A 19,672-nucleotide genomic window follows, 5' to 3' on the forward strand; every position below is an offset into this window, starting at 1 on the left:
TTGCATTGTGAGCATAAATCTACCTCTGCCTTTACTGGCGGAAATGGCGATTTTCGTCAGGGTCGTGGAGACCGGCAGTTTCTCCGAGGCCGCGCGGCAATTGGGTTCATCGCCGTCGGCGGTGAGTCGCAGCATCTCGCGTCTGGAGAAGGCCCTGGCCACCCGACTGTTGCAGCGCACCACCCGCAAGCTGCGTTTGAGCGAGGGGGGCGAGGAGGTCTTCAAGCGCTGTAGCGAGATGCTCAGCGCGGCCCGTTCGGTGATGGAAATCAGTGGTCAGTTCACCCACGAGGCCGAAGGCGTGGTGCGCGTCAGCGTGCCCAAGGCGGTGGGGCGCTTTGTGGTGCACCCGCACATGCCGGAGTTTCTCCGGCGGTACCCGAAGGTCGACGTGGAGTTGCTGCATGAAGACCGTGATGTCGACCTGATTGATGACAATGTCGACCTGGCCATCCGTATTACTGACCGTCCACCGCCAGGGCTGATTGGGCGTCAGCTGTTGCGCATCGATCATCTGCTCTGTGCCACGCCGCAGTACCTGGCACAGCACGGTACGCCGGTTCATCCTCAGGAGTTGCGTCAGCACAGTTGCATTTACCTGGGCGAAACCCCGAGCGATGCGCGCTGGAAGTTCACCCAGGGCAGCAAGGCGGTGACGGTCGGTGTGCGCGGGCGCTACGCCGCCAACCATACGGGCGTGCGCCTGGATGCGGTAATGCAGCACCTGGGGATTGGCAGTCTGCCGTATTTCACGGCGCGTCATGCGCTGGAGCAGGGCTTGATCGTGCAGGTGCTGCCGGAGTGGACCTTCCTGGCGTCCTACCACGGTGGCGCGTGGTTGCTGCACTCGCCAACCCGCTATCTGCCGCCGAAGCTGCGGGTGTTTATCGACTACTTGGTGGAGTGCTTGGCCAAGGAGCCGACCCTTAATCGCCCGGGCAAAGTAGAGCGCACCCTGTAAGAATCGATGACCGGCGAATGAGGTCGTCGGACGGGGCGGCACGGGCTCGGGCTGCACCGCATCGGGCAGCGATATCTGGGGTGAAAACATGGATGAAAAAAGGCCCGCCGGTCAAACCGTGCGGGCCTTGGCGGCGTTGAGCGCCGTGATCAGTGCTTGCTGTCCTGGGCGGAGAGCGCCAGCAGCTGTTTTTCCTGGTTCCAGTCGAAGGGCTCGTCGTTCTGCTCGGCTTCGAAGCGACGCTCCTCCAGGGCCTGGTACAGATCGATTTCTTCATCCGGCATGTAGTGCAGGCAGTCACCGGCGAAGAACCACAGCAGATCGCGAGGCACCAAGTGGGCGATTTGTGGGTAGCGCTGCATGATTTGGCACAGCAAATCCTGGCCCAGGTACTGGCTTTCGATCGGGTCGATGGGCAGCGATGCACGCAGCTCATCGAAGCGCTCCAGGAACAGCGCATGGCTTTCTTCGGGAACCTGCTCGGCTTCTCCCACGGCCACCAGGATGCTGCGCAGGTGGTCCAGCAGGACGAGATGATCGGCGACGACATTGGACATGACAGGGTCCTCAAGAGCAAAACGGGCGCGGGAGTATATAGCTCCCGTGCCCGGTTTCATAATCGACCTACCGCTCGGGCTCCGGTTTAGCGGATCTTGCCTTCGCTTAGGGTCAGTTCCTCTTTGGTGAAGTCATCCACGTCAATGACGCTGCGCCGCGCAGCTTCGGCTTCGTGCAGGGTCTGCGCTTCGCCGGCTTGCAGGACGCCAGCCTCGAGAGCTGCGTCGATCGCCGATGCGCCAGCTGCGGGTTTGACCTGGCCGCTTTTCAGCGCTTCGTGAAGCTTCTTGTGCAATGGATGGGCCGCGCTCAGCAGGTCGCAGGCATGTTGCAGTGCGCCCACGGGGTCGTCCGCCGATTGTGGGCGATAGCAGCCGGCGAGCACCGCCTCCAGCGCAGGATCCCCCTGTGCACGACCAATGATGGCTGCCACTTCGGCGTCCAATAGGTCGGACGGCCCGGTATGCCGGCGACTGAAGGGGAACACCAGCACCCGCAGCAGGCAACCGAAGGTCCGGCTGGGGAAGTTGCTGAGCAGCTCATCCAGGGCGCGTTCGGACTGGCCGAGGCTTTCCTCCATAGCCCAGCCCAGCAGCGGCCGCAGGTAGTCCGGGGAGTCCAGATCGTGATAGCGCTTGAGCGCCGCCGAAGCCAGGTACAGATGGCTGAGCACGTCGCCCAGGCGCGCGGACAGACGTTCGCGGCGTTTCAGTTCGCCGCCCAACAGCATCATCGACAAGTCGGCCAGCAGGGCGAAGGCCGCAGCTTGGCGATTGAGTGCGCGGAAATAGCCTTGACTGAGTTGGTCTCCCGGGGCTGGCTCAAAGCGGCCAAAGCCCAGGTTGAGGACCAGCGTGCTGGCGGCGTTACTGACGGCAAAACCGATGTGCTTGAGCAGCAGGGCGTCGAATTCCTTCAGTGCCTGCTCAGGGTCTTCACGTCCCGCCAGGGCCATTTCCTTGAGGACGAAGGGATGGCAGCGGATGGCGCCCTGGCCGAAGATCATCAGGTTGCGCGAGAGGATGTTGGCGCCTTCCACGGTGATGAAGATCGGCGCGCCTTGCCAGTTGCGGCCCAGGTAATTGTTGGGCCCCATGATGATGGCCTTGCCGCCATGCACGTCCATGGCGTGGCTGATGCACTCGCGTCCACGCTCCGTGAGGTGGTACTTGAGGATCGCCGACAGCACTGAAGGTTTTTCCCCAAGGTCCACGGCGTTGGCGGTGAGCATGCGCGCACTGTCCATCAGCCAGGCGTTACCACCGATGCGGGCCAGGGCTTCCTGGATGCCTTCGAAGGCGGCGAGCGGCAGGTTGAACTGTTCCCGCACCTGGGCGTACTGACCGGTGACCAGGCTGGTGAACTTGGCGGCGCCGGTGCCCACCGCTGGCAGGGAAATCGAGCGCCCCACCGACAGGCAGTTCATCAGCATCATCCAGCCCTTGCCAAGCATGTCCCGACCGCCGATGAGGTAGTCCAGGGGAATGAAGACGTCCTTGCCGGCGTTGGGGCCGTTCATGAAGGCGGCGCCCAGTGGCAGGTGGCGACGGCCGATCTCTACCCCGGGGGTGTCGGTGGGAATCAGGGCCAGGCTGATGCCCAGGTCTTCCTGGTCGCCCAACAGGTGGTCCGGGTCGTGGGCCTTGAAGGCCAGGCCAAGCAGAGTGGCCACGGGGCCCAGGGTGATGTAGCGCTTTTCCCAGTTCAGGCGCAGGCCGAGGACTTCCTCGCCTTGCCATTGGCCTTTGCAGATCACCCCGGTGTCGGGCATGGCGCCAGCATCGGAGCCAGCAAGGGGGCCGGTGAGGGCGAAGCAGGGAATGTCGTCGCCTCGGGCCAGGCGTGGCAGGTAATGATTACGCTGCTCATCGGTACCGTAATGCAGCAGCAGTTCCGCCGGACCCAGAGAGTTTGGCACCATGACCGTGGAGGCCAGATCGCCGCTGCGGGTGGCCAGTTTCATCGCGACCTGGGAGTGAGCGTAGGCAGAAAAACCCTTGCCGCCGTACTCCTTGGGAATGATCAGGGCAAAGAAGCCATGTTCCTTGATGTGGGCCCAGGCTTCGGGCGGCAGGTCCATGTGCTGGCCGATCTGCCAGTCACTGACCATGGCGCAAAGCGCTTCGGTGGGGCCGTCGATGAAGGCTTGCTCTTCGTCGGTCAGTTGCGGCTTGGGATAGGCCAGCAGGGTGTTCCAGTCCGGACGCCCGCTGAACAGCTCGCCATCCCACCAGACGGTCCCCGCATCGATGGCATCGCGTTCGGTTTGCGACATCGGCGGCAAGACCTTTTGAAACCAGGCAAATAACGGTGCGCTGAAGTATTTGCGTCGCAGGTCGGGCAGCAGAAAGGGGGCGGCAATCACCGCCAGTAGCACCCAGCCAATCAGCAACAACCAGCCGGGGGCATGGCTGAAAGCGCCCATGACCAGCAGGTAGACAGCGATCACGCCCAGAGTAGGCAAGGGGGCAGTGCGACGGTGCGCCAGATAGGCGATGCCAACCAGCAGAACCAGTATCCACAGCAACAGCATATTCAATCCTCCATGAAGCCAGGGGCCAGATAACCCTCAGAGCTTAGTCGGCCTGCGCCGAAGTGGGTGATCAGGACAGTGTGTGTAACGTCAGCCTTGGCCAGCGCACGAGGCGTTTCAACCCCGGCTCGGCTTGATTGAACGGGTCATGATCTTTGGCCGAAACGTCGTTATCTCTGTGCCAGGCGCCTCGATAGACTCCAGGCCTCACTCGGAGGTTTTGCCCATGCACGAGTACCTACGTCCCAGCCGCTTCATCGATAGTGACCACCCTGCGGTGGTGGAGTTCGCCGAATCTCATCGCGGTGCCAGCCGTGATCCGTTGCAGCAAGCGGTAAGCCTCTATTACGCCGTGCGTGAAGCCGTGCGCTACAACCCTTACACCTTTAGCCGAGACCCGGAGACCCTGCGCGGCAGCCATGCCCTGGCCCGTGGTGAAAGCTATTGCGTGCCCAAGGCCACCTTGCTCGCCGGTTGCGCCCGGCATTGCGGGATTGCTGCACGCATTGGGCTGGCCGATGTGCGCAATCACTTGTCGACCCCGCGCTTGCTGGCGTTGCTGCGCAGCGATGTGTTCGCCATGCACGGTTATACCGAGTTCTATCTGCAAGGACGCTGGGTCAAGGCCACGCCGGCGTTCAATCAGCGCTTGTGTGAACTGTTCGATGTGGCGCCGCTGGATTTCGATGGCCGACAGGACAGTGTTTTTCATCCCTTCAACCGCAAGGGTGAGCAGTTGATGGAGTACCTGGTGGACCACGGCCAGTTTGCCGATGTCCCGCAAGCGTTTTTTTTCGCCCATCTGGAAAAGTGCTATCCGCACCTGTTCAGCGCGTCGCAATCGTCATTGCTGGGGGACATGCACAGCGATTTGAGTGGTGACTGATCAGGCGTAGACTGCCCCGGCATTCATTACTGGGGGATGGTCATGCTGAAGATCTGGGGGCGCAAGAACTCGTCGAATGTCAGGAAGGCACTCTGGTGCGCCGAGGAGTTGGGGCTGGTCTATGAATCCCTCGACGCCGGTGGTGCCTTCGGCGTGGTAGACACGCCAGCGTATCGGGCGTTGAACCCTAATGGACGCATCCCGCTGATTGAAGACCAAGGTTTCGTCCTCTGGGAGTCCAACACCATCGTGCGTTACCTCGCTGCCCGGTACGCCGCCGATACGCACTGGTATCCCGCCGATGTGCAGGTGCGGGCCAGTGCCGAGAAATGGATGGATTGGACCACCTCAACCTTCGCCGAACCGTTTCGGCAGTTGTTTTGGGGCGTGTTGCGCACACCTGCGCAGCAGCAGGACTGGGAGCAGATCAACGCTGCCAAGGCCATGTGCGCCGAGCTGTTGTCTCGGGTTGACCAGACACTGGCTGGGCAGCCTTACTTGTCGGGAGAGTCCATTGGTGTGGGCGATATCCCATTGGGCAGTTTCATTTACGCCTGGTTCGAGATGCCTATCGAGCGGCCATCGATGGTGCATTTGCATGCCTGGTACCAGCGGCTGCAGCAACGCCCGGCCTACCGTCAGGCGGTGATGACCGCGTTGACTTAATACCCACTATCAATACACGTGACTGTACTTGCGCGGTCGCGGCACGCAACATGGCGGGCGTCCGGTGTCGTTGTAATCGGCTCGGGCCGCCCTTATTTATAAAGTCTCCCCCTTCTTGGTGCATGAATCCGATATGAGTTCCGCTCTGTCCATCCGGCAGCTAACCAAAACCTACGGCAACGGTTTCCAGGCCCTGAGTGGTATCGATCTGGATGTTGCCGAAGGCGATTTTTTCGCCCTGCTCGGCCCTAACGGGGCTGGTAAATCCACGACCATCGGCATTCTCTCGACCCTGGTGAACAAGACCAGCGGCACCGTGAATGTCTTCGGCCACGACTTGGATCGTGAGCCCGCGGCGCTCAAGCGTTGCATCGGCGTGGTGCCGCAGGAATTCAATTTCAATCAGTTCGAGAAGACTTTCGACATCGTCGTGACCCAGGCGGGTTACTACGGCATTCCGGCGAAAATCGCCAAGGAACGGGCCGAGCAGTACCTGACCCAGCTCGGGTTATGGGATAAGCGTGACGTGCCGTCGCGCTCGCTGTCTGGCGGCATGAAGCGCCGGTTGATGATCGCCCGCGCGCTGGTTCATGAGCCGCGCCTGCTGATCCTCGATGAGCCGACGGCCGGGGTCGATATCGAACTGCGCCGCTCGATGTGGGCCTTCCTCACCGAGCTCAATCAGAAAGGCATCACCATCATCCTCACCACGCATTACCTGGAAGAGGCTGAGCAGTTGTGCCGCAACATCGGCATCATCGATCACGGCACCATCGTTGAGAACACCAGCATGCGTCAGTTGCTCGGCCAACTGCATGTGGAGACCTTCCTCCTCGACCTGAAGAACGACCTGAAGGTGGCCCCGCAACTGGTCGGCTACCCGGCCCGCTTGGTGGACAGCCACACTCTGGAAGTCCAGGTAGACAAGACTGCGGGCATCACCGCGCTGTTTGCTCAACTGGCGCTGCAGAACATCGAGGTTTTGAGCCTGCGTAATAAAACCAATCGACTTGAGGAGTTGTTCGTGTCCCTGGTGGAGAAAAATCTGTCGAAGGTGGCGGTATGAGTTCGGAGTTGAAGCCCAACCTGGTGGCCCTCAACACCATCGTGTACCGCGAGATCCGGCGCTTCACTCGGATCTGGCCGCAGACTTTGCTGCCCCCAGCCATCACCATGGTTTTGTACTTCGTCATCTTCGGTAATCTGATCGGCCGGCAAATCGGTGATATGGGTGGTTTCACCTATATGGAGTACATCGTGCCGGGCTTGATCATGATGTCGGTGATCACCAACTCTTACGGCAATGTGGTGTCGAGCTTCTTCGGCAGCAAGTTCCAGCGCTCGATCGAAGAACTGATGGTGTCGCCGGTGTCGCCGCACACCATTCTCATCGGCTACACCCTGGGTGGGGTGCTGCGGGGACTGATGGTGGGGATCATCGTGACCCTGCTCTCGCTGTTCTTCACCAAGCTGCAAGTGCATCACCTGGGCGTGACGGTGCTGGTGGTTGTGCTGACGGCAACGATCTTCTCGCTGCTGGGTTTCATTAATGCGGTATTTGCGCGCAATTTCGACGATATTTCGATCATTCCGACCTTCGTGCTGACACCCCTGACTTATTTGGGTGGGGTCTTCTACTCCATCAACCTGCTGCCGCCGTTCTGGCAGACCGTGTCCTTGGCCAACCCAGTGCTGCACATGGTCAACGCCTTCCGTTTCGGCATTCTCGGGGTCTCGGACATCAAGATCAGCGTGGCCATCACCTTCATGCTGGTGGCAACCGTGGTGCTGTACCTCGGCTGTGCACGGCTGTTGGTCAGCGGGCGCGGCATGCGTCAGTAAGCCGCCGCAGCGCGTGATGAAAGCGGCCTCCAATCGGGAGGCCGTTTTTGTTTGTCAGTGGCGTTGTTGCTTGCGTCGATGCCACTGGCGACCGACCCACCAGCGCCAATAGAGCATGGTCAGGCAATAGGCCGCGGTTCCCAGCACTAGGCCAGCCACCACCGAGCCCAGGAGAAAAGGTTGCCACAGGGTTCCGAGCTCGCTGCTGATCCACTCCCAGGTCAGCGCCTCGGGCAGGCTGCGTGGTGGCACACTCATCAGCCAGGCGCCCAGTTTGTAGGTGCAGAAGAACACCGGCGGCATGGTGATCGGATTGGTCAGCCAAACCAGACTGACACTGATGGGCATGTTGGCCCGCAGCCTGATGGCCAGCACGGCGGCCAGGAGCATCTGCATCGGAATGGGAATGAAGGCGCTGAACAGGCCCACGGCCATGGCTCGGGCTACCGAGTGCCGATTGAGGTGCCAGAGGTTGGGGTCATGCAGCAGGGTGCCGAGAAAGCGTAAGGATTTGTGTTCCCGGATTCTGTTTGGATCTGGCATGTAGCGTTTGAATAGGCGCCTGGGCATAAGGCTTCTCGGTCGGGGCAGGCGGCGATTATGACCGTATTCTAGCCGGCAAGAATTCAGACATTGTGACAAATGATAAAGCCGCGCCTCGCATCCTCGACTAAGCCAAGAGTAGGGACTGCCAAGGATGGGGTGGTTGATGGGTACAGGAATGTTGGCGCTGGCCGCGGGTTTGCTGACCATCGGCGTGCTGCCGGTCTTGCCGCCGGGCTGGCTGTTGCTGCTGATGGCGATACTGGCCTTGATGCTGCTGCCGTTTCGCACACACCCAGTGGCATTTTTTCTCTTCGGTTTCACTTGGGCTTGTGCTTCTGCGCAGTCGGCGCTGGATGATCGCTTGCCTTTGCGCCTGGACACGCAAACTCGCTGGCTGCAAGGACGGGTCGTTGGTTTGCCAGAGCAGGGGCCGGGAGTGGTGCGTTTTGAGCTGCAAGAGGTTCAGGCCCGGCGTGAACGTTTGCCGCGGCGGATGCGACTGTCCTGGCACGGTGGCCCGCCAGTCAACAGTGGCGAGCGTTGGCGTCTGGCGGTCAAGCTGCGGCGTCCGTCGGGGCTGTTGAATATTCAGGGCTTCGATTACGAAGCCTGGTTGCTGGCCCGACGCATCGGTGCCACGGGTACGGTCAAGGATGGGCAGTTACTGGCGCCTGCTGCTCGTGCCTGGCGCGATGGATTGCGCCAGCGTGTGCTCCAGGTCGAGGCGCATGGGCGCGCCGCTGGCCTGGCAGCCCTGGTGATGGGCGATGGATCGGGCCTGACGCGGGAAGATTGGGGCTTGTTGCAGGACACCGGCACGGTGCACTTGATGGTGATTTCCGGGCAGCACATCAGCCTGTTGGCCGGGTTGATCTACCTCGGGGTGGCGAGGCTGGCGCGTCATGGCCTCTGGCCCGAGCGTTGGCCCTGGCTGCCCTGGGCCTGTGCCCTGGCATCTTTCGGGGCGCTGGGCTACGGGTTACTGGCCGGGTTCGATGTGCCCGTGCAGCGGGCTTGTCTGATGGTTGCCCTGGTGCTGCTGTGGCGTTTGCGCTTCCGTCATCTGGGGGCTGGCTGGCCGTTGTTGCTGGCCGTGAATGCGGTGTTGTTGTTTGAGCCGTTGGTCAGCCTGCAACCCGGGTTCTGGTTGTCCTTCGCGGCGGTGGCAATCCTGATCTTCATTTTTGCCGGTCGTCTGGGAGCCTGGGGCTGGTGGCAGAGCTGGACTCGGGCGCAATGGCTGATTGCTATTGGCCTGTTGCCGCCGCTGCTGGCACTGGGTCTGCCCATCAGCCTTACCGGGCCGCTGGCCAACCTGTTGGCGGTGCCTTGGATCAGCCTACTGGTGCTGCCCACGGCGTTGCTGGGCTGTCTGTTGCTACCGCTGCCGTACGTGGGCGAGGGGTTGCTGTGGCTGGCCGGTGGATTGCTGGACGCGTTGTTCCAGTGGCTGGGGCTGATCGCCGGGCTATGCCCGGCCTGGGTGGCGCCGTTGATTCCCTTTTGGCTATGGGCCCTTGGCAGTTTGGGCGTGCTGTTGCTGCTGTTGCCTCAGGGGGTGCCGTTGCGAGTGCTGGGTTGGCCGCTGTTACTGTTGGCGGTCTGGCCGCCCCAGGAGCGCTTGCCCCATGGCGAAGTGGAGGTCTGGCAACTGGATGTTGGGCAGGGGTTGTCCTTTATCCTGCGCACCCGTGAGCACGCCATGTTGTATGACGCCGGGGCGCGGGGTGCGGAGTTTGATCTAGGAGAGCGAGTGGTACTGCCGAGCTTGCACAAACTGGGGATCAAGCAGTTGGACCTGATGCTCCTCAGCCACGCTGATAACGACCACGCCGGTGGCGCCCTGGCGGTCCAGCGCGGAATGCGGGTGGCTCAGGTGCGCAGCGGCGAGCCTGATGCCTTGCCCGCAGCGCTGCAGTCCGCCCCTTGTGCGTCCGGTCTGAGCTGGCAGTGGGACGGCGTCCGCTTTACTCAGTGGCACTGGTCGGCGGCCGGGAACGGAAACCAGGCCTCCTGCGTGCTGCAGGTCGAGGCCGCTGGCGAACGCTTGTTGCTGACCGGCGATATTGACGCGCGCGCCGAGCGGGCATTGCTCGACAGTCCATTGGCGGTCCCCACGCATTGGCTACAGGCGCCCCACCATGGCAGTCGCACCTCGTCGTCCATGGCCTTGTTGCAGCGACTGGCGCCGACAGCGGTGCTGATTTCCCGCGGCCGTGGCAACGCCTTTGGTCATCCTCATCCCCAGGTGCTGGCGCGTTACCGGCGGTTGGGCCTGCTGATTTACGACAGTGCCGAGCAGGGTGCCTTGAAGCTGCGGCTGGGGACTTTCGGGGCTGCTGAAGGCCTGCGTGCGCAACGGCGTTTCTGGCGCGAGCCGGCGGAAGGCCTTAAATAACGGTGAGCTATCAACGCCTTTGAACATGCGACATCACGGTCTTCGGTGCGTCCAGCCCCTATGTTAGAGTGGCGCACTTTTTCGAGGGGGCTGTCACTGTGTGGGAATTAGTCAAATCCGGCGGCTGGATGATGTTGCCCATTATTCTGAGTTCCATCGTCGCTGTGGGCATTATTGCCGAGCGTTTGTGGACGTTGCGGGCCAGCCGCGTCACGCCACCACATTTGTTGGGGCAGGCCTGGCGCTGGATCAAGGACAAGCAACTCAATAAGGAAAAACTCAAGGAACTGCGCGCCAATTCGCCCCTGGGGGAAATCCTCGCGGCCGGGCTGGCCAACTCCAAGCATGGTCGCGAGATCATGAAGGAATGCATCGAGGAGGCGGCGGCCCGGGTCATTCATGAGCTGGAGCGCTACCTCAATGCCCTGGGCACCATCGCTGCCATGGCGCCTTTGTTGGGGCTTTTGGGGACAGTGCTGGGCATGATCGATATCTTCAGCTCGTTCATGGGCTCGGGCATGACATCCAACGCGCACATACTGGCCGGGGGGATTTCCAAGGCCCTGATCACCACTGCAGCAGGCTTGATGGTGGGGATTCCAGCGGTGTTCTTCCATCGTTTCCTGCAGCGCCGGGTTGATGAGCTGGTGGTGGGCATGGAGCAGGAAGCGATCAAGCTGGTGGAAGTGCTCCAGGGTGACCGCGATGTCGACCTGGCTGAGGAAAAAGCGTGAAATTCCGTCGCAAACCCCGGGAAACCGTAGACATCAACCTCGCGTCGTTGATCGACGTGGTGTTCATCCTGCTGCTGTTTTTCGTCGTGACCACCACCTTTACCCGGGAGACCGAGCTACGGGTCGATCTGCCGGAAGCGGTCAGCGGCTCGCCGGCTGAAGACCAGCAGGTCAAGCAATTGGACATCGCCATCAGTGCCGACGGGGTGTTCTCGGTCAATAATCAGGTCCTGCCGAAAAATGATCTGGCAACCCTGATGGACGCCTTGCAGAAGGAGTCGGCAGGGGACACCAGCCTGCCGTTGTCCATCAGCGCCGACGGCAAGACTCAACATCAAGCGGTGATCACTGCCATGGACGCAGCCGGCAAGCTCGGTTTCAGCCATTTGCGCATGACCACCGTCGAGGCGGCGTCGGCACCCTGATGGCACTCTCCGATCGTCTGCTCGCCGCCTGGTACGACGGCCATCGCGCATTGAAACTGTTGCAGCCCCTAGAGTGGCTGTACCGCCGAGTGGTGAAGAACAAGCGCCAGCGCTTCCTGGCGGGCGAGGGTGCCATTTATCAGCCACCGGTGCCCTTGATCGTGGTGGGCAATATCACGGTCGGCGGTACCGGCAAGACCCCGCTGATTCTGTGGCTGGTGGAGCATTGTCAGCGTCTGGGCCTGAAGGTTGGGGTGGTCAGTCGCGGCTACGGTGCCAAGCCGCCGCAACTGCCTTGGCGGGTCGCTGCTCAGGACAGCGCTGCGGTGGCCGGTGACGAGCCGCTATTGATCGTTCAACGCTGTGGCGTGCCGCTGATGATCGACCCGGATCGCAGCCGCGCCGTGCAGGCCTTGCTGGCGGCCGAGCGGCTGGACCTGATCTTCTCCGACGACGGCCTGCAGCATTACCGCCTGGCCCGCGACCTGGAGCTGGTGCTGATCGATGCCGCCCGTGGGCTGGGCAATCGTCGCTGCCTGCCTGCCGGCCCCCTGCGTGAGCCTGCGGAGCGCCTGCAAAGCGTCGATGCGCTGTTGTATAACGGCGCCGTCGATGATCGCGAGGACGGATTCGCCTTTCATCTCAAGCCTTCGGCGTTGGTCAATCTACGCAGTGGCGAGCGCCGTCCGCTGGGGCATTTTGCCCCCGGGCAGGCGGTGCACGCGGTGGCGGGCATCGGCAACCCCCAGCGTTTCTTCAATACCCTTGAAACGCTACACTGGCGGCCTGTTCCCCATGCATTTGCCGACCACGCCCAATACAGCGCACAAGCCTTGGCCTTTACCCCGTCGCTGCCGTTGGTCATGACCGAGAAAGACGCGGTCAAGTGTCGCGACTTCGCGGCTGCCGACTGGTGGTACCTGGCGGTCGATGCGGCGCCGTCGCGGGCCTTCATCGCTTGGTTCGACACCCAGTTGATGCGTTTGCTACCTGATCGTCTGTTGCCTTAATACGCTTTTATCCAGGGAATCCTCATGGACACCAAACTGCTCGACATTCTTGCTTGCCCAATTTGCAAAGGTCCTCTCAAACTCAGCGCCGATAAAACCGAGCTGATCAGCAAAGGTGCTGGCCTGGCCTACCCGATTCGTGACGGCATTCCGGTGATGCTGGAAAGCGAAGCCCGTACCCTGACCACCGAAGAGCGTCTGGACAAATGAGCAGTGCCTTTACCGTGGTCATTCCGGCGCGGTTCGCCTCTACCCGCTTGCCTGGCAAGCCGCTGCAGATGATTGCCGGCAAGCCGATGATCCAGTGGGTCTGGGAGCAGGCTTGCAAGAGCAGCGCCGAGCGAGTCGTCGTGGCCACCGATGATCAGCGTATCGTCGACGCCTGCCAGGGGTTCGGCGCTGACGTCGTGCTGACCCGGGAAGACCACAACTCCGGTACCGATCGTCTGGCGGAAGTCGCCAGCCAGCTAGGTCTGGAGGCGGAGGCCATCGTGGTCAACGTTCAGGGCGACGAGCCATTGATCCCGCCAGCGGTGATTGATCAGGTGGCGGCCAATCTGGCGGCCCACACCGAAGCGCGCATGGCCACCCTGGCCGAGCCGATCGAGGACGTGGAGGCGCTGTTCAACCCCAACGTTGTCAAAGTGGTCAGTGATCTCAACGGCCTGGCCCTGACCTTCAGTCGCGCCACTTTACCCTGGGCCCGTGACGCGTTCGCCAAGCGTCGCGATCAACTGCCGGAAGGCGTGCCTTATCGCCGTCACATTGGCATCTACGCCTACCGCGCCGGTTTTCTCCATGACTTCGTCAGTTGGGGGCCGTGCTGGTTGGAAAACACTGAATCCCTGGAGCAGTTGCGCGCCCTGTGGCACGGCGTGCGCATCCACGTTGCCGATGCGCTGGAGGCACCGCCTACTGGCGTCGACACCGCCGAAGACCTGGAGCGCGTTCGGCGCTTGCTGGAGGCGTGATGCGGGTTCTGTTCGTCTGCCTGGGCAATATCTGTCGCTCGCCCACCGCCGAAGGCGTGTTGCGCCACAAGTTGTTCGAAGCCGGCCTGGATCATCAGGTGCAGGTGGCGTCCGCCGGCACCAGCGATTGGCACGTTGGCAAGGCGCCGGACAAGCGCAGCCAGCAGGCGGGGTTGCGGCGCGGTTACGATTTGTCGGCGCAACGGGCGCAGCAAGTCAGTCGTGCCGATTTCGCGGTTTACGATCTGATTTTCGCCATGGACCAGAGCAATCTGCGCAACCTCAAGGCCTTGCAGCCGGCTCAAGGCAAGGCCGAGCTGGACCTGTTTCTGCGCCGCTATGAGGCCTCTCTGGATGAGGTGCCAGATCCGTACTACGACGGTGAGCAGGGGTTCGAGCAGGTGCTGGACCTGATCGAGGATGCCTGTGACCGACTGGTGGTCGAATTGAAGGGGCGGCTATGACCTTGCAGATTCAGTCCGATGTTTCGCTCAAGCCGTTCAATAGCTTCGGGGTCGACGTCAAGGCGCAATGGTTCGCCCAGGCCCACAGTGATGAAGACGTGCGCGAGGCCCTGGCTTATTGTGCGCAACGGCAATTGCCACTGCTGGTTATCGGTGGCGGTAGCAACCTGTTGCTGACCGCGGATGTCCGGGCTTTGGTGTTGCGCATGGCCACCTGCGGCATTCGCGTGCTTAGCGATGACGGCCAGCGGGTGGTGGTGGAGGCCGAAGCTGGGGAAACCTGGCACCCCTTCGTTCAGTGGACCCTGGAGCAGGGCTTGTCCGGCCTGGAGAACCTGAGCTTGATCCCCGGCACCGTTGGGGCCGCGCCCATGCAGAACATTGGTGCCTATGGAGTCGAGGTCAAGGACGTGTTTGTCGGCCTCAGCGCCTTGGACCGTCAGACCGGTGAGCTGCGTGACTTCGATCTGGCCCAGTGTCAGTTTGCTTACCGTGACAGCCTGTTCAAGCATGAAGCAGGTCGCTGGCTGATTCTGCGAGTGCGTTTTGCCTTGAATCGCGCCGACCACCTGCACCTTGAGTACGGTCCCGTGCGTCAGCGCCTGAGCGAGCAGGGCATCGAGCGGCCTACCGCCAGTGACGTCAGCCGGGCGATCTGCAGCATTCGCAGTGAAAAACTGCCGGACCCTGCGGTGCTTGGCAATGCCGGCAGTTTCTTCAAGAACCCAGTGGTGCCGGCCGAGCTGGCGGCGCAGATCAGACAGTCGCACCCGGGGTTGGTGGGTTATCCCCAGGCTGACGGGCAGGTCAAGCTGGCGGCCGGCTGGCTGATCGAGCAGGCGGGCTGGAAAGGCTTTCGCGACGCCGATGCCGGGGTTCATCGCCTGCAATCCTTGGTGCTGGTGAACTATGGTGCGGCCACTGGCTTGCAGCTGTTGGCGTTGGCCCGGCGGATCCAGCGCGATATCGCCGAGCGCTTCAATGTCGAACTGGAAATGGAGCCGAATCTGTACTGAGGCGGCTCTTGAACTAAGCTAGGCTCCAAAGCCTTGCACGGGTTACACCCTGCAAGGTTTTTTTATGCCTGGCGACTTAACTTAGCTTGCTAACAATGTGAGTATTTGTCGCGGCCAAAGGCCCAGTGAAGCCCCCTTCACAAGAGAGCCCGATTAGCCTGAGCTTCTCTGCGTGCACCGCAGTCGCGCTGCTGCGGCAGATGGCTCGACCCCATCACCCTATAGCATGCGGGCGTGCCCATGATTACCCTGAAACTCAACGGTCAAGATCATTCACTGGACGTCACCGAGGACATGCCGCTGTTGTGGGCGATTCGCGATGTGGCGGGTTACAACGGCACCAAGTTTGGCTGCGGCATGGGCTTGTGCGGTGCTTGCACCATCCATATCGACGGCTCCCCGGCACGCAGTTGCATCACTCCGATCGGTTCGGTGCAAGGTAAAGACATCAGCACTATCGACAATTTGCACGCCGATCCGGTGGGGCAGGTGGTGCAGCAGGCTTGGCTTGATACGGCGGTGGCCCAGTGCGGTTATTGCCAGGGTGGGCAAATCATGTCCGCCACCGCGTTGCTGAAAACTCATCCCAACCCCAGCGACGAGCAGATCGAAGACGCGATGCTCGGCAATATCTGTCGTTGCGGCACCTACAACCGAATCAAGGTCGCGATCCGCGCCGCGGCCACTCAGTTGCAGGAGGCTAAGGCATGAACCCTTTATCCAATGATTTTGCACTGAGCAACCTCAGCCGTCGGGGCTTGCTCAAAGGCATGGGCGCCACCGGGGCTCTGGTTCTGGCGGCCAGTTGGGGGTGGCAGAAGGCTTTTGCCGAAGATCGGAAGTTCGGTGCTGACGGCATGCCCCATGGCTGGGTCGATGATCCCAAGGTCTACGTGAGCATTGCCGCGGACGGCAGCGTGACGGTGATCTGTAACCGTTCGGAAATGGGCCAGGGCGTGCGTACCAGCCTGAGCATGGTGGTGGCCGATGAACTGGAGGCCGACTGGGCTCGGGTCAGGGTCCGGCAGGCGCCAGGAGACGAGGCGCGGTACGGCAATCAGGACACTGATGGCTCGCGCAGCATGCGCCACTGGTACGAGCCCATGCGTCGTTGCGGCGCCGCCGCGCGGACCATGCTGGAGCAGGCCGCCGCCGAGCAGTGGCAAGTACCGTTGACGGAGTGCCGGGCGCAGTTGCACCAGGTGGTTCACCAACCCAGCGGGCGCGAGCTGGATTATGGCGCTCTGGCCGCAGCGGCGGGCGCCTTGAGCGTGCCGGCCCGGGACAGCCTGCGGCTGAAGCAGCCGTCGGAGTTTCGCTATATCGGTAAAGAAGCGACACGCGCCATCGACGGCGAGGACATCGTCAATGGCCGCGCGGTGTACGGTGCCGATGTGCACTTTGAAGGCATGCTGTTTGCGGCAGTGGCACGGCCTCGGGTTCATGGCGGCAAGGTCAAGTCCGTTGACGACCGCGCGGCGCTGAAGGTGCCGGGAGTGATCAAGGTCATGCCCATTGACAGTCGCCCCCTGCCTTCCGAATTCCAGCCGCTGGGCGGCATCGCGGTGCTGGCGAGCAATACCTGGGCGGCGATCAAGGGGCGTGATGCCTTGAAGATCGAGTGGGACGACGGAGCCAATGCCGGGTACAACTCCATTGAATATCGCAAGGAGTTGGAGGCGGCGGCGCAAAAGCCGGGCAAGGTGGTGCGCAGTACCGGCAACCTGGATGACGCACTGGGTGGTGCGCAGAGTAGCCTGGAAGCCACCTATTACCTGCCGCACCTGGCCCAGGCACCGATGGAACCGATGGTGGCCGTGGCGCGCTTTCAGGATGGTCGCTGTGAAGCCTGGGCGCCAAGTCAGGCGCCTCAGGTCACCCGCGAGCGAATTGCCGAGCGTCTGGGTATCGGCTTTGATCAGGTCACGGTCAACGTCACCCTGCTGGGCGGCGGTTTCGGGCGCAAATCCAAGCCTGACTTCATTCTTGAAGCGGCAATCCTGGCCAAGGCGTTTCCCGGCAAGGCGGTGCGGGTGCAGTGGACCCGGGAAGACGACCTTCATCACGGCTACTTTCATACGGTGTCGGTGGAGTACCTCAAGGCCGGGCTGAACAAGGACGGCATGCCGGCGGCGTGGTTGCATCGCACCGTGGCCCCGAGCATCACCGCGCTGTTCGCCCCGGGGATGAAACACGAAGCGGCGTTCGAGCTGGGCATGGGCTTCACCAACATGGCCTATGCGATTCCCAATGTGCGTCTGGAGAACCCAGAGGCCGTCGCTCATACCCGGGTCGGCTGGTACCGTTCGGTGTCGAACATTCCACATGGCTTCGCCATTCAGAGTTTTGTCGACGAGCTGGCCCATAAGGCCGGTCAGGACCCGTTGCAGTACCAGCTCAAGCTCTTGGGGCCTGATCGACAGATCGATCCAGGGACCTTGAGCGACGAGTGGAACTACGGCGAGTCCCCGGAGCGTTATCCGATTGATACCGGACGTTTGCGCGCGGTCTTGGAAACCGCGGCCAAGGCTGCCGGCTGGGGGCGTCCATTACCCAAGGGGCACGGCTTGGGATTGGCGGTGCATTACAGCTTCGTGACCTATGTGGCGGCAGCGATCGAGGTGGAGGTCAAGGAAGATGGCACGCTGATCGTGCACAAGGCCGACATCGCCGCGGATTGCGGTCCGCAGATTAACCCCGAACGTATCCGTTCGCAGTTCGAAGGGGCGTGCGTCATGGGGTTGGGCAATGCAGTGCTGGGGGAAATCAGCTTCAAGGACGGCCAGGTCCAGCAGGACAACTTCCATATGTATGAAGTGGCGCGCATGTCCCTGGCGCCGAAAGAGCTGCACGTGCATCTGCTTGCCCCACGAGGTGAGGTGCCGTTGGGCGGGGTGGGCGAGCCGGGCGTGCCACCCATTGCGCCAGCCCTGTGCAACGCGATCTTCGCCGCCACCGGCAAGCGTATCCGCAACCTGCCGGTGCGTTACCAGTTGCAGGGCTGGCAACAGGCGCCAGTCTGATGGACAGCGTCGATCTGAATGTCTTGCGCAGCGTCCTGGAATGGCGCCGCGCCGGGCGGAGGGTGGTGCTTTACACCGTGGTCCAAACCTGGGGCAGTGCACCCCGGCCGCCAGGCGCGATGCTGGCCTTGCGCGATGACGGGGTGGTGATTGGCTCGGTGTCCGGTGGTTGTATCGAGGATGATCTGATCAGCCGTTTGAATGATGGGCGTCTTGCGCCAGCAGCTCCTGCGGTATCACTGGTGACCTACGGCGTGACTGTTGAAGAGGCGGCGCGATTTGGACTGCCTTGTGGCGGCACGTTGCGTCTGACCGAGGAGCCGGTCGGTGATCCGGCCTGGGTCGACGAACTGCTGCGACGTTGCCAGGCGCAGCAGATCGTCGCCCGGGAACTGAACTTGAATACCGGCCAGGTGCTGCTCAAGGCGGCGAACAAAGCCGATGAGCTGGTTTTTGACGGGGTCACCTTGCGAGCGATTTACGGGCCGCGTTGGCGTCTGCTGCTGATCGGCGCGGGGCAGCTATCCCGGTATGTGGCGCAGATGGCACGATTGCTGGATTTCGAGGTGCTGATCTGTGACCCGCGCCAGGAGTTCGTTCATGGCTGGGAGCCGCAGGATGGACGGTTTGTCGCGGGCATGCCTGACGATGCGGTGTTGAGCATCGTGCCTGACGAGCGGACCGCGGTGGTCGCGCTGACCCATGATCCGCGTCTGGATGACATGGCTTTGCTGACGGCGCTGGATTCCCGGGCGTTTTATGTCGGAGCCCTGGGGTCGCGGGTCAACAGTCAGCGACGTCGGGACAATCTCGCCCTGTTGGGTTTGTCGGCGCAGGCCATCGAACGTTTGCATGGGCCAGTAGGGTTGCACATCGGCAGTCATACCCCAGCGGAGATTGCACTGTCGCTGCTGGCGGAGATCGTGGCGATCAAAAATGGCATCGATTCCTCGCAAAAGAAGCCACTGCTGCGGGCAAGCGGGGCCGTGGCGTGAGTTCGTCACCTGTGGCAGTCATCCTGGCGGCAGGGCAGGGCAGTCGCTATCGACAAGTAGCGGGGGCGGACCAGGACAAGTTGCTGGTTCCTTGCCAAGGGCTCGACGGCGTGCTGCGCCCGGTACTTGAGCAGGTGCTGGTCAACCTGCCTGCTGAAGTGACTCGCAGGGTACTGGTGACCACTCCCGAGCGACTGCAAGTGGTGGACCTGGCGCGTGCTTATGGTTGTCAGGTGCTGCTACTGGAGTCCAGTGGCATGGGGCAGAGTCTGGCGGCGGCAGTGGCGGAGTGTGCCAATGCCGATGGTTGGTTGGTGGTGTTGGGGGACATGCCTTTTATTTCGCCCGCCACCACGCGACAGGTGATTGGGGCGCTGACGCAGGCGTGCATCAGTGTGCCGCTGTTGGGTGATCGACAGGGGCATCCGGTGGCATTTGGTCGGGCTTATGGCCAGGCTCTGCAGGGCTTGACCGGTGATCGTGGGGCCAGGGCCTTGTTGGCGGCGGGCATGGTGGTGGAGGTGCCGGTATTGGACCTGGGGGTGGTGCGGGATGTGGATCGGCCCGAGGCCCTGATTCGTCGGTAGCGGACAATCACAAGCCCCGCCCGGTTACCCGGGCGGGGCTTTTTCATGGCCGTCTGA

General features: G+C 62.1%; 20 protein-coding genes. 17 read left to right on the forward strand and 3 right to left on the reverse strand.

The window, feature by feature from the left end; translation table 11 throughout:
- Nucleotides 1–7 precede the first annotated feature (7 nt).
- Complete coding sequence (locus PLD_RS23985; protein ID WP_159897180.1) at nt 8–961, forward strand: LysR family transcriptional regulator; 954 nt, start codon at nt 8–10, stop codon at nt 959–961.
- A 149-nt stretch (nt 962–1,110) separates the two neighbouring features.
- Here PLD_RS23985 and PLD_RS23990 read toward each other — a convergent pair whose 3' ends face one another.
- On the reverse strand, nt 1,111–1,518 hold the full coding sequence (locus tag PLD_RS23990; RefSeq protein ID WP_016968255.1) for a PA2817 family protein: 408 nt from the start codon (nt 1,516–1,518) through the stop codon (nt 1,111–1,113).
- Nucleotides 1,519–1,604: 86 nt separating this feature from the next.
- Complete coding sequence (locus PLD_RS23995; RefSeq protein WP_159897182.1) at nt 1,605–4,052, reverse strand: acyl-CoA dehydrogenase; 2,448 nt, start codon at nt 4,050–4,052, stop codon at nt 1,605–1,607.
- Nucleotides 4,053–4,278: 226 nt separating this feature from the next.
- Between PLD_RS23995 and PLD_RS24000 the strand changes: the two genes are divergently transcribed.
- The 4 genes from PLD_RS24000 (at nt 4,279) to PLD_RS24015 (ending at nt 7,446) form a co-directional block, all read left to right on the forward strand.
- Complete coding sequence (locus PLD_RS24000; protein WP_159897184.1) at nt 4,279–4,938, forward strand: transglutaminase family protein; 660 nt, start codon at nt 4,279–4,281, stop codon at nt 4,936–4,938.
- 42 nt (nt 4,939–4,980) lie between these two features.
- Entirely contained in the window at nt 4,981–5,604 is a 624-nt protein-coding gene (locus PLD_RS24005) for a glutathione S-transferase (RefSeq protein WP_159897186.1), read from the forward strand.
- A 133-nt stretch (nt 5,605–5,737) separates the two neighbouring features.
- On the forward strand, nt 5,738–6,670 hold the full coding sequence (locus PLD_RS24010; RefSeq protein WP_159897188.1) for an ABC transporter ATP-binding protein: 933 nt from the start codon (nt 5,738–5,740) through the stop codon (nt 6,668–6,670).
- Nucleotides 6,667–7,446 (forward strand): ABC transporter permease, encoded by a 780-nt coding sequence (locus PLD_RS24015; RefSeq protein ID WP_159897190.1) that lies wholly within the window; start codon nt 6,667–6,669, stop codon nt 7,444–7,446. Before PLD_RS24010 ends, PLD_RS24015 begins: the two co-directional genes overlap by 4 nt.
- A 54-nt stretch (nt 7,447–7,500) precedes the next feature.
- Here the strand turns inward: PLD_RS24015 and PLD_RS24020 are convergent, their stop codons facing one another.
- Nucleotides 7,501–8,016 (reverse strand): DUF2062 domain-containing protein, encoded by a 516-nt coding sequence (locus PLD_RS24020; protein WP_159897192.1) that lies wholly within the window; start codon nt 8,014–8,016, stop codon nt 7,501–7,503.
- Between the two features lie 139 nt (nt 8,017–8,155).
- Between PLD_RS24020 and PLD_RS24025 the strand changes: the two genes are divergently transcribed.
- The 12 genes from PLD_RS24025 to PLD_RS24080 all read left to right on the forward strand — a co-directional run bounded on the left by PLD_RS24025 (nt 8,156) and on the right by PLD_RS24080 (nt 19,615).
- Nucleotides 8,156–10,390 carry a DNA internalization-related competence protein ComEC/Rec2 gene (locus PLD_RS24025; protein ID WP_159897194.1) on the forward strand — a complete coding sequence of 745 codons (2,235 nt, stop codon included), beginning with the start codon at nt 8,156–8,158 and terminating at the stop codon, nt 10,388–10,390.
- 98 nt (nt 10,391–10,488) lie between these two features.
- Nucleotides 10,489–11,124 (forward strand): MotA/TolQ/ExbB proton channel family protein, encoded by a 636-nt coding sequence (locus PLD_RS24030; protein WP_178116205.1) that lies wholly within the window; start codon nt 10,489–10,491, stop codon nt 11,122–11,124.
- Nucleotides 11,121–11,549, forward strand: a complete 429-nt coding sequence (locus tag PLD_RS24035) for a biopolymer transporter ExbD (protein WP_159897198.1) — start codon at nt 11,121–11,123, stop codon at nt 11,547–11,549. Before PLD_RS24030 ends, PLD_RS24035 begins: the two co-directional genes overlap by 4 nt.
- Nucleotides 11,549–12,559, forward strand: a complete 1,011-nt coding sequence (lpxK, locus tag PLD_RS24040; protein ID WP_159897200.1) for a tetraacyldisaccharide 4'-kinase — start codon at nt 11,549–11,551, stop codon at nt 12,557–12,559. Before PLD_RS24035 ends, lpxK begins: the two co-directional genes overlap by 1 nt.
- A gap of 24 nt (nt 12,560–12,583) precedes the next feature.
- Nucleotides 12,584–12,769, forward strand: coding sequence for a Trm112 family protein (locus tag PLD_RS24045; RefSeq protein ID WP_011060103.1), 186 nt, complete (start codon nt 12,584–12,586; stop codon nt 12,767–12,769).
- Nucleotides 12,766–13,530, forward strand: a complete 765-nt coding sequence (kdsB, locus tag PLD_RS24050) for a 3-deoxy-manno-octulosonate cytidylyltransferase (RefSeq protein WP_159897201.1) — start codon at nt 12,766–12,768, stop codon at nt 13,528–13,530. Before PLD_RS24045 ends, kdsB begins: the two co-directional genes overlap by 4 nt.
- Nucleotides 13,530–13,994: a low molecular weight protein-tyrosine-phosphatase gene (locus tag PLD_RS24055; RefSeq protein ID WP_159897203.1), complete on the forward strand. Its 465-nt coding sequence runs from the start codon at nt 13,530–13,532 to the stop codon at nt 13,992–13,994. The genes kdsB and PLD_RS24055 overlap by 1 nt, the downstream gene beginning before the upstream one ends.
- Nucleotides 13,991–15,010, forward strand: a complete 1,020-nt coding sequence (gene murB / locus PLD_RS24060; protein WP_159897205.1) for a UDP-N-acetylmuramate dehydrogenase — start codon at nt 13,991–13,993, stop codon at nt 15,008–15,010. Before PLD_RS24055 ends, murB begins: the two co-directional genes overlap by 4 nt.
- Nucleotides 15,011–15,250: 240 nt before the next feature.
- Nucleotides 15,251–15,721 carry a (2Fe-2S)-binding protein gene (locus PLD_RS24065; RefSeq protein ID WP_159897207.1) on the forward strand — a complete coding sequence of 157 codons (471 nt, stop codon included), beginning with the start codon at nt 15,251–15,253 and terminating at the stop codon, nt 15,719–15,721.
- The gene (locus tag PLD_RS24070; RefSeq protein WP_159897210.1) at nt 15,718–18,033 is read left to right on the forward strand and encodes a xanthine dehydrogenase family protein molybdopterin-binding subunit; all 2,316 of its coding nucleotides are present in this window, start codon (nt 15,718–15,720) and stop codon (nt 18,031–18,033) included. The genes PLD_RS24065 and PLD_RS24070 overlap by 4 nt, the downstream gene beginning before the upstream one ends.
- On the forward strand, nt 18,033–19,028 hold the full coding sequence (locus PLD_RS24075; protein ID WP_159897212.1) for an XdhC family protein: 996 nt from the start codon (nt 18,033–18,035) through the stop codon (nt 19,026–19,028). Before PLD_RS24070 ends, PLD_RS24075 begins: the two co-directional genes overlap by 1 nt.
- Nucleotides 19,025–19,615 (forward strand): NTP transferase domain-containing protein, encoded by a 591-nt coding sequence (locus PLD_RS24080; protein WP_159897214.1) that lies wholly within the window; start codon nt 19,025–19,027, stop codon nt 19,613–19,615. Before PLD_RS24075 ends, PLD_RS24080 begins: the two co-directional genes overlap by 4 nt.
- Nucleotides 19,616–19,672: the final 57 nt, after the last annotated feature.

It is taken from the genome of Pseudomonas sp. LD120 (genome assembly GCF_009861525.1).
Taxonomy (GTDB): Bacteria; Pseudomonadota; Gammaproteobacteria; order Pseudomonadales; family Pseudomonadaceae; genus Aquipseudomonas.

Bases quoted from the DNA above. Each gene is read 5' to 3' on its own strand.
- PLD_RS24045 (WP_011060103.1), top strand. From the start codon at position 12,584: ATGGACACCAAACTGCTCGACATTCTTGCTTGCCCAATTTGCAAAGGT.
- kdsB (WP_159897201.1), top strand. From the start codon at position 12,766: ATGAGCAGTGCCTTTACCGTGGTCATTCCGGCGCGGTTCGCCTCTACC.
- PLD_RS24075 (WP_159897212.1), top strand. From the start codon at position 18,033: ATGGACAGCGTCGATCTGAATGTCTTGCGCAGCGTCCTGGAATGGCGC.
- PLD_RS24065 (WP_159897207.1), top strand. From the start codon at position 15,251: ATGATTACCCTGAAACTCAACGGTCAAGATCATTCACTGGACGTCACC.
- PLD_RS24015 (WP_159897190.1), top strand. From the start codon at position 6,667: ATGAGTTCGGAGTTGAAGCCCAACCTGGTGGCCCTCAACACCATCGTG.
- lpxK (WP_159897200.1), top strand. From the start codon at position 11,549: ATGGCACTCTCCGATCGTCTGCTCGCCGCCTGGTACGACGGCCATCGC.
- PLD_RS24020 (WP_159897192.1), bottom strand. From the start codon at position 8,016: ATGCCCAGGCGCCTATTCAAACGCTACATGCCAGATCCAAACAGAATC.
- PLD_RS24010 (WP_159897188.1), top strand. From the start codon at position 5,738: ATGAGTTCCGCTCTGTCCATCCGGCAGCTAACCAAAACCTACGGCAAC.
- PLD_RS24005 (WP_159897186.1), top strand. From the start codon at position 4,981: ATGCTGAAGATCTGGGGGCGCAAGAACTCGTCGAATGTCAGGAAGGCA.
- PLD_RS24055 (WP_159897203.1), top strand. From the start codon at position 13,530: ATGCGGGTTCTGTTCGTCTGCCTGGGCAATATCTGTCGCTCGCCCACC.
- PLD_RS24025 (WP_159897194.1), top strand. From the start codon at position 8,156: ATGGGTACAGGAATGTTGGCGCTGGCCGCGGGTTTGCTGACCATCGGC.
- murB (WP_159897205.1), top strand. From the start codon at position 13,991: ATGACCTTGCAGATTCAGTCCGATGTTTCGCTCAAGCCGTTCAATAGC.
- PLD_RS23990 (WP_016968255.1), bottom strand. From the start codon at position 1,518: ATGTCCAATGTCGTCGCCGATCATCTCGTCCTGCTGGACCACCTGCGC.
- PLD_RS24000 (WP_159897184.1), top strand. From the start codon at position 4,279: ATGCACGAGTACCTACGTCCCAGCCGCTTCATCGATAGTGACCACCCT.
- PLD_RS24070 (WP_159897210.1), top strand. From the start codon at position 15,718: ATGAACCCTTTATCCAATGATTTTGCACTGAGCAACCTCAGCCGTCGG.
- PLD_RS23995 (WP_159897182.1), bottom strand. From the start codon at position 4,052: ATGCTGTTGCTGTGGATACTGGTTCTGCTGGTTGGCATCGCCTATCTG.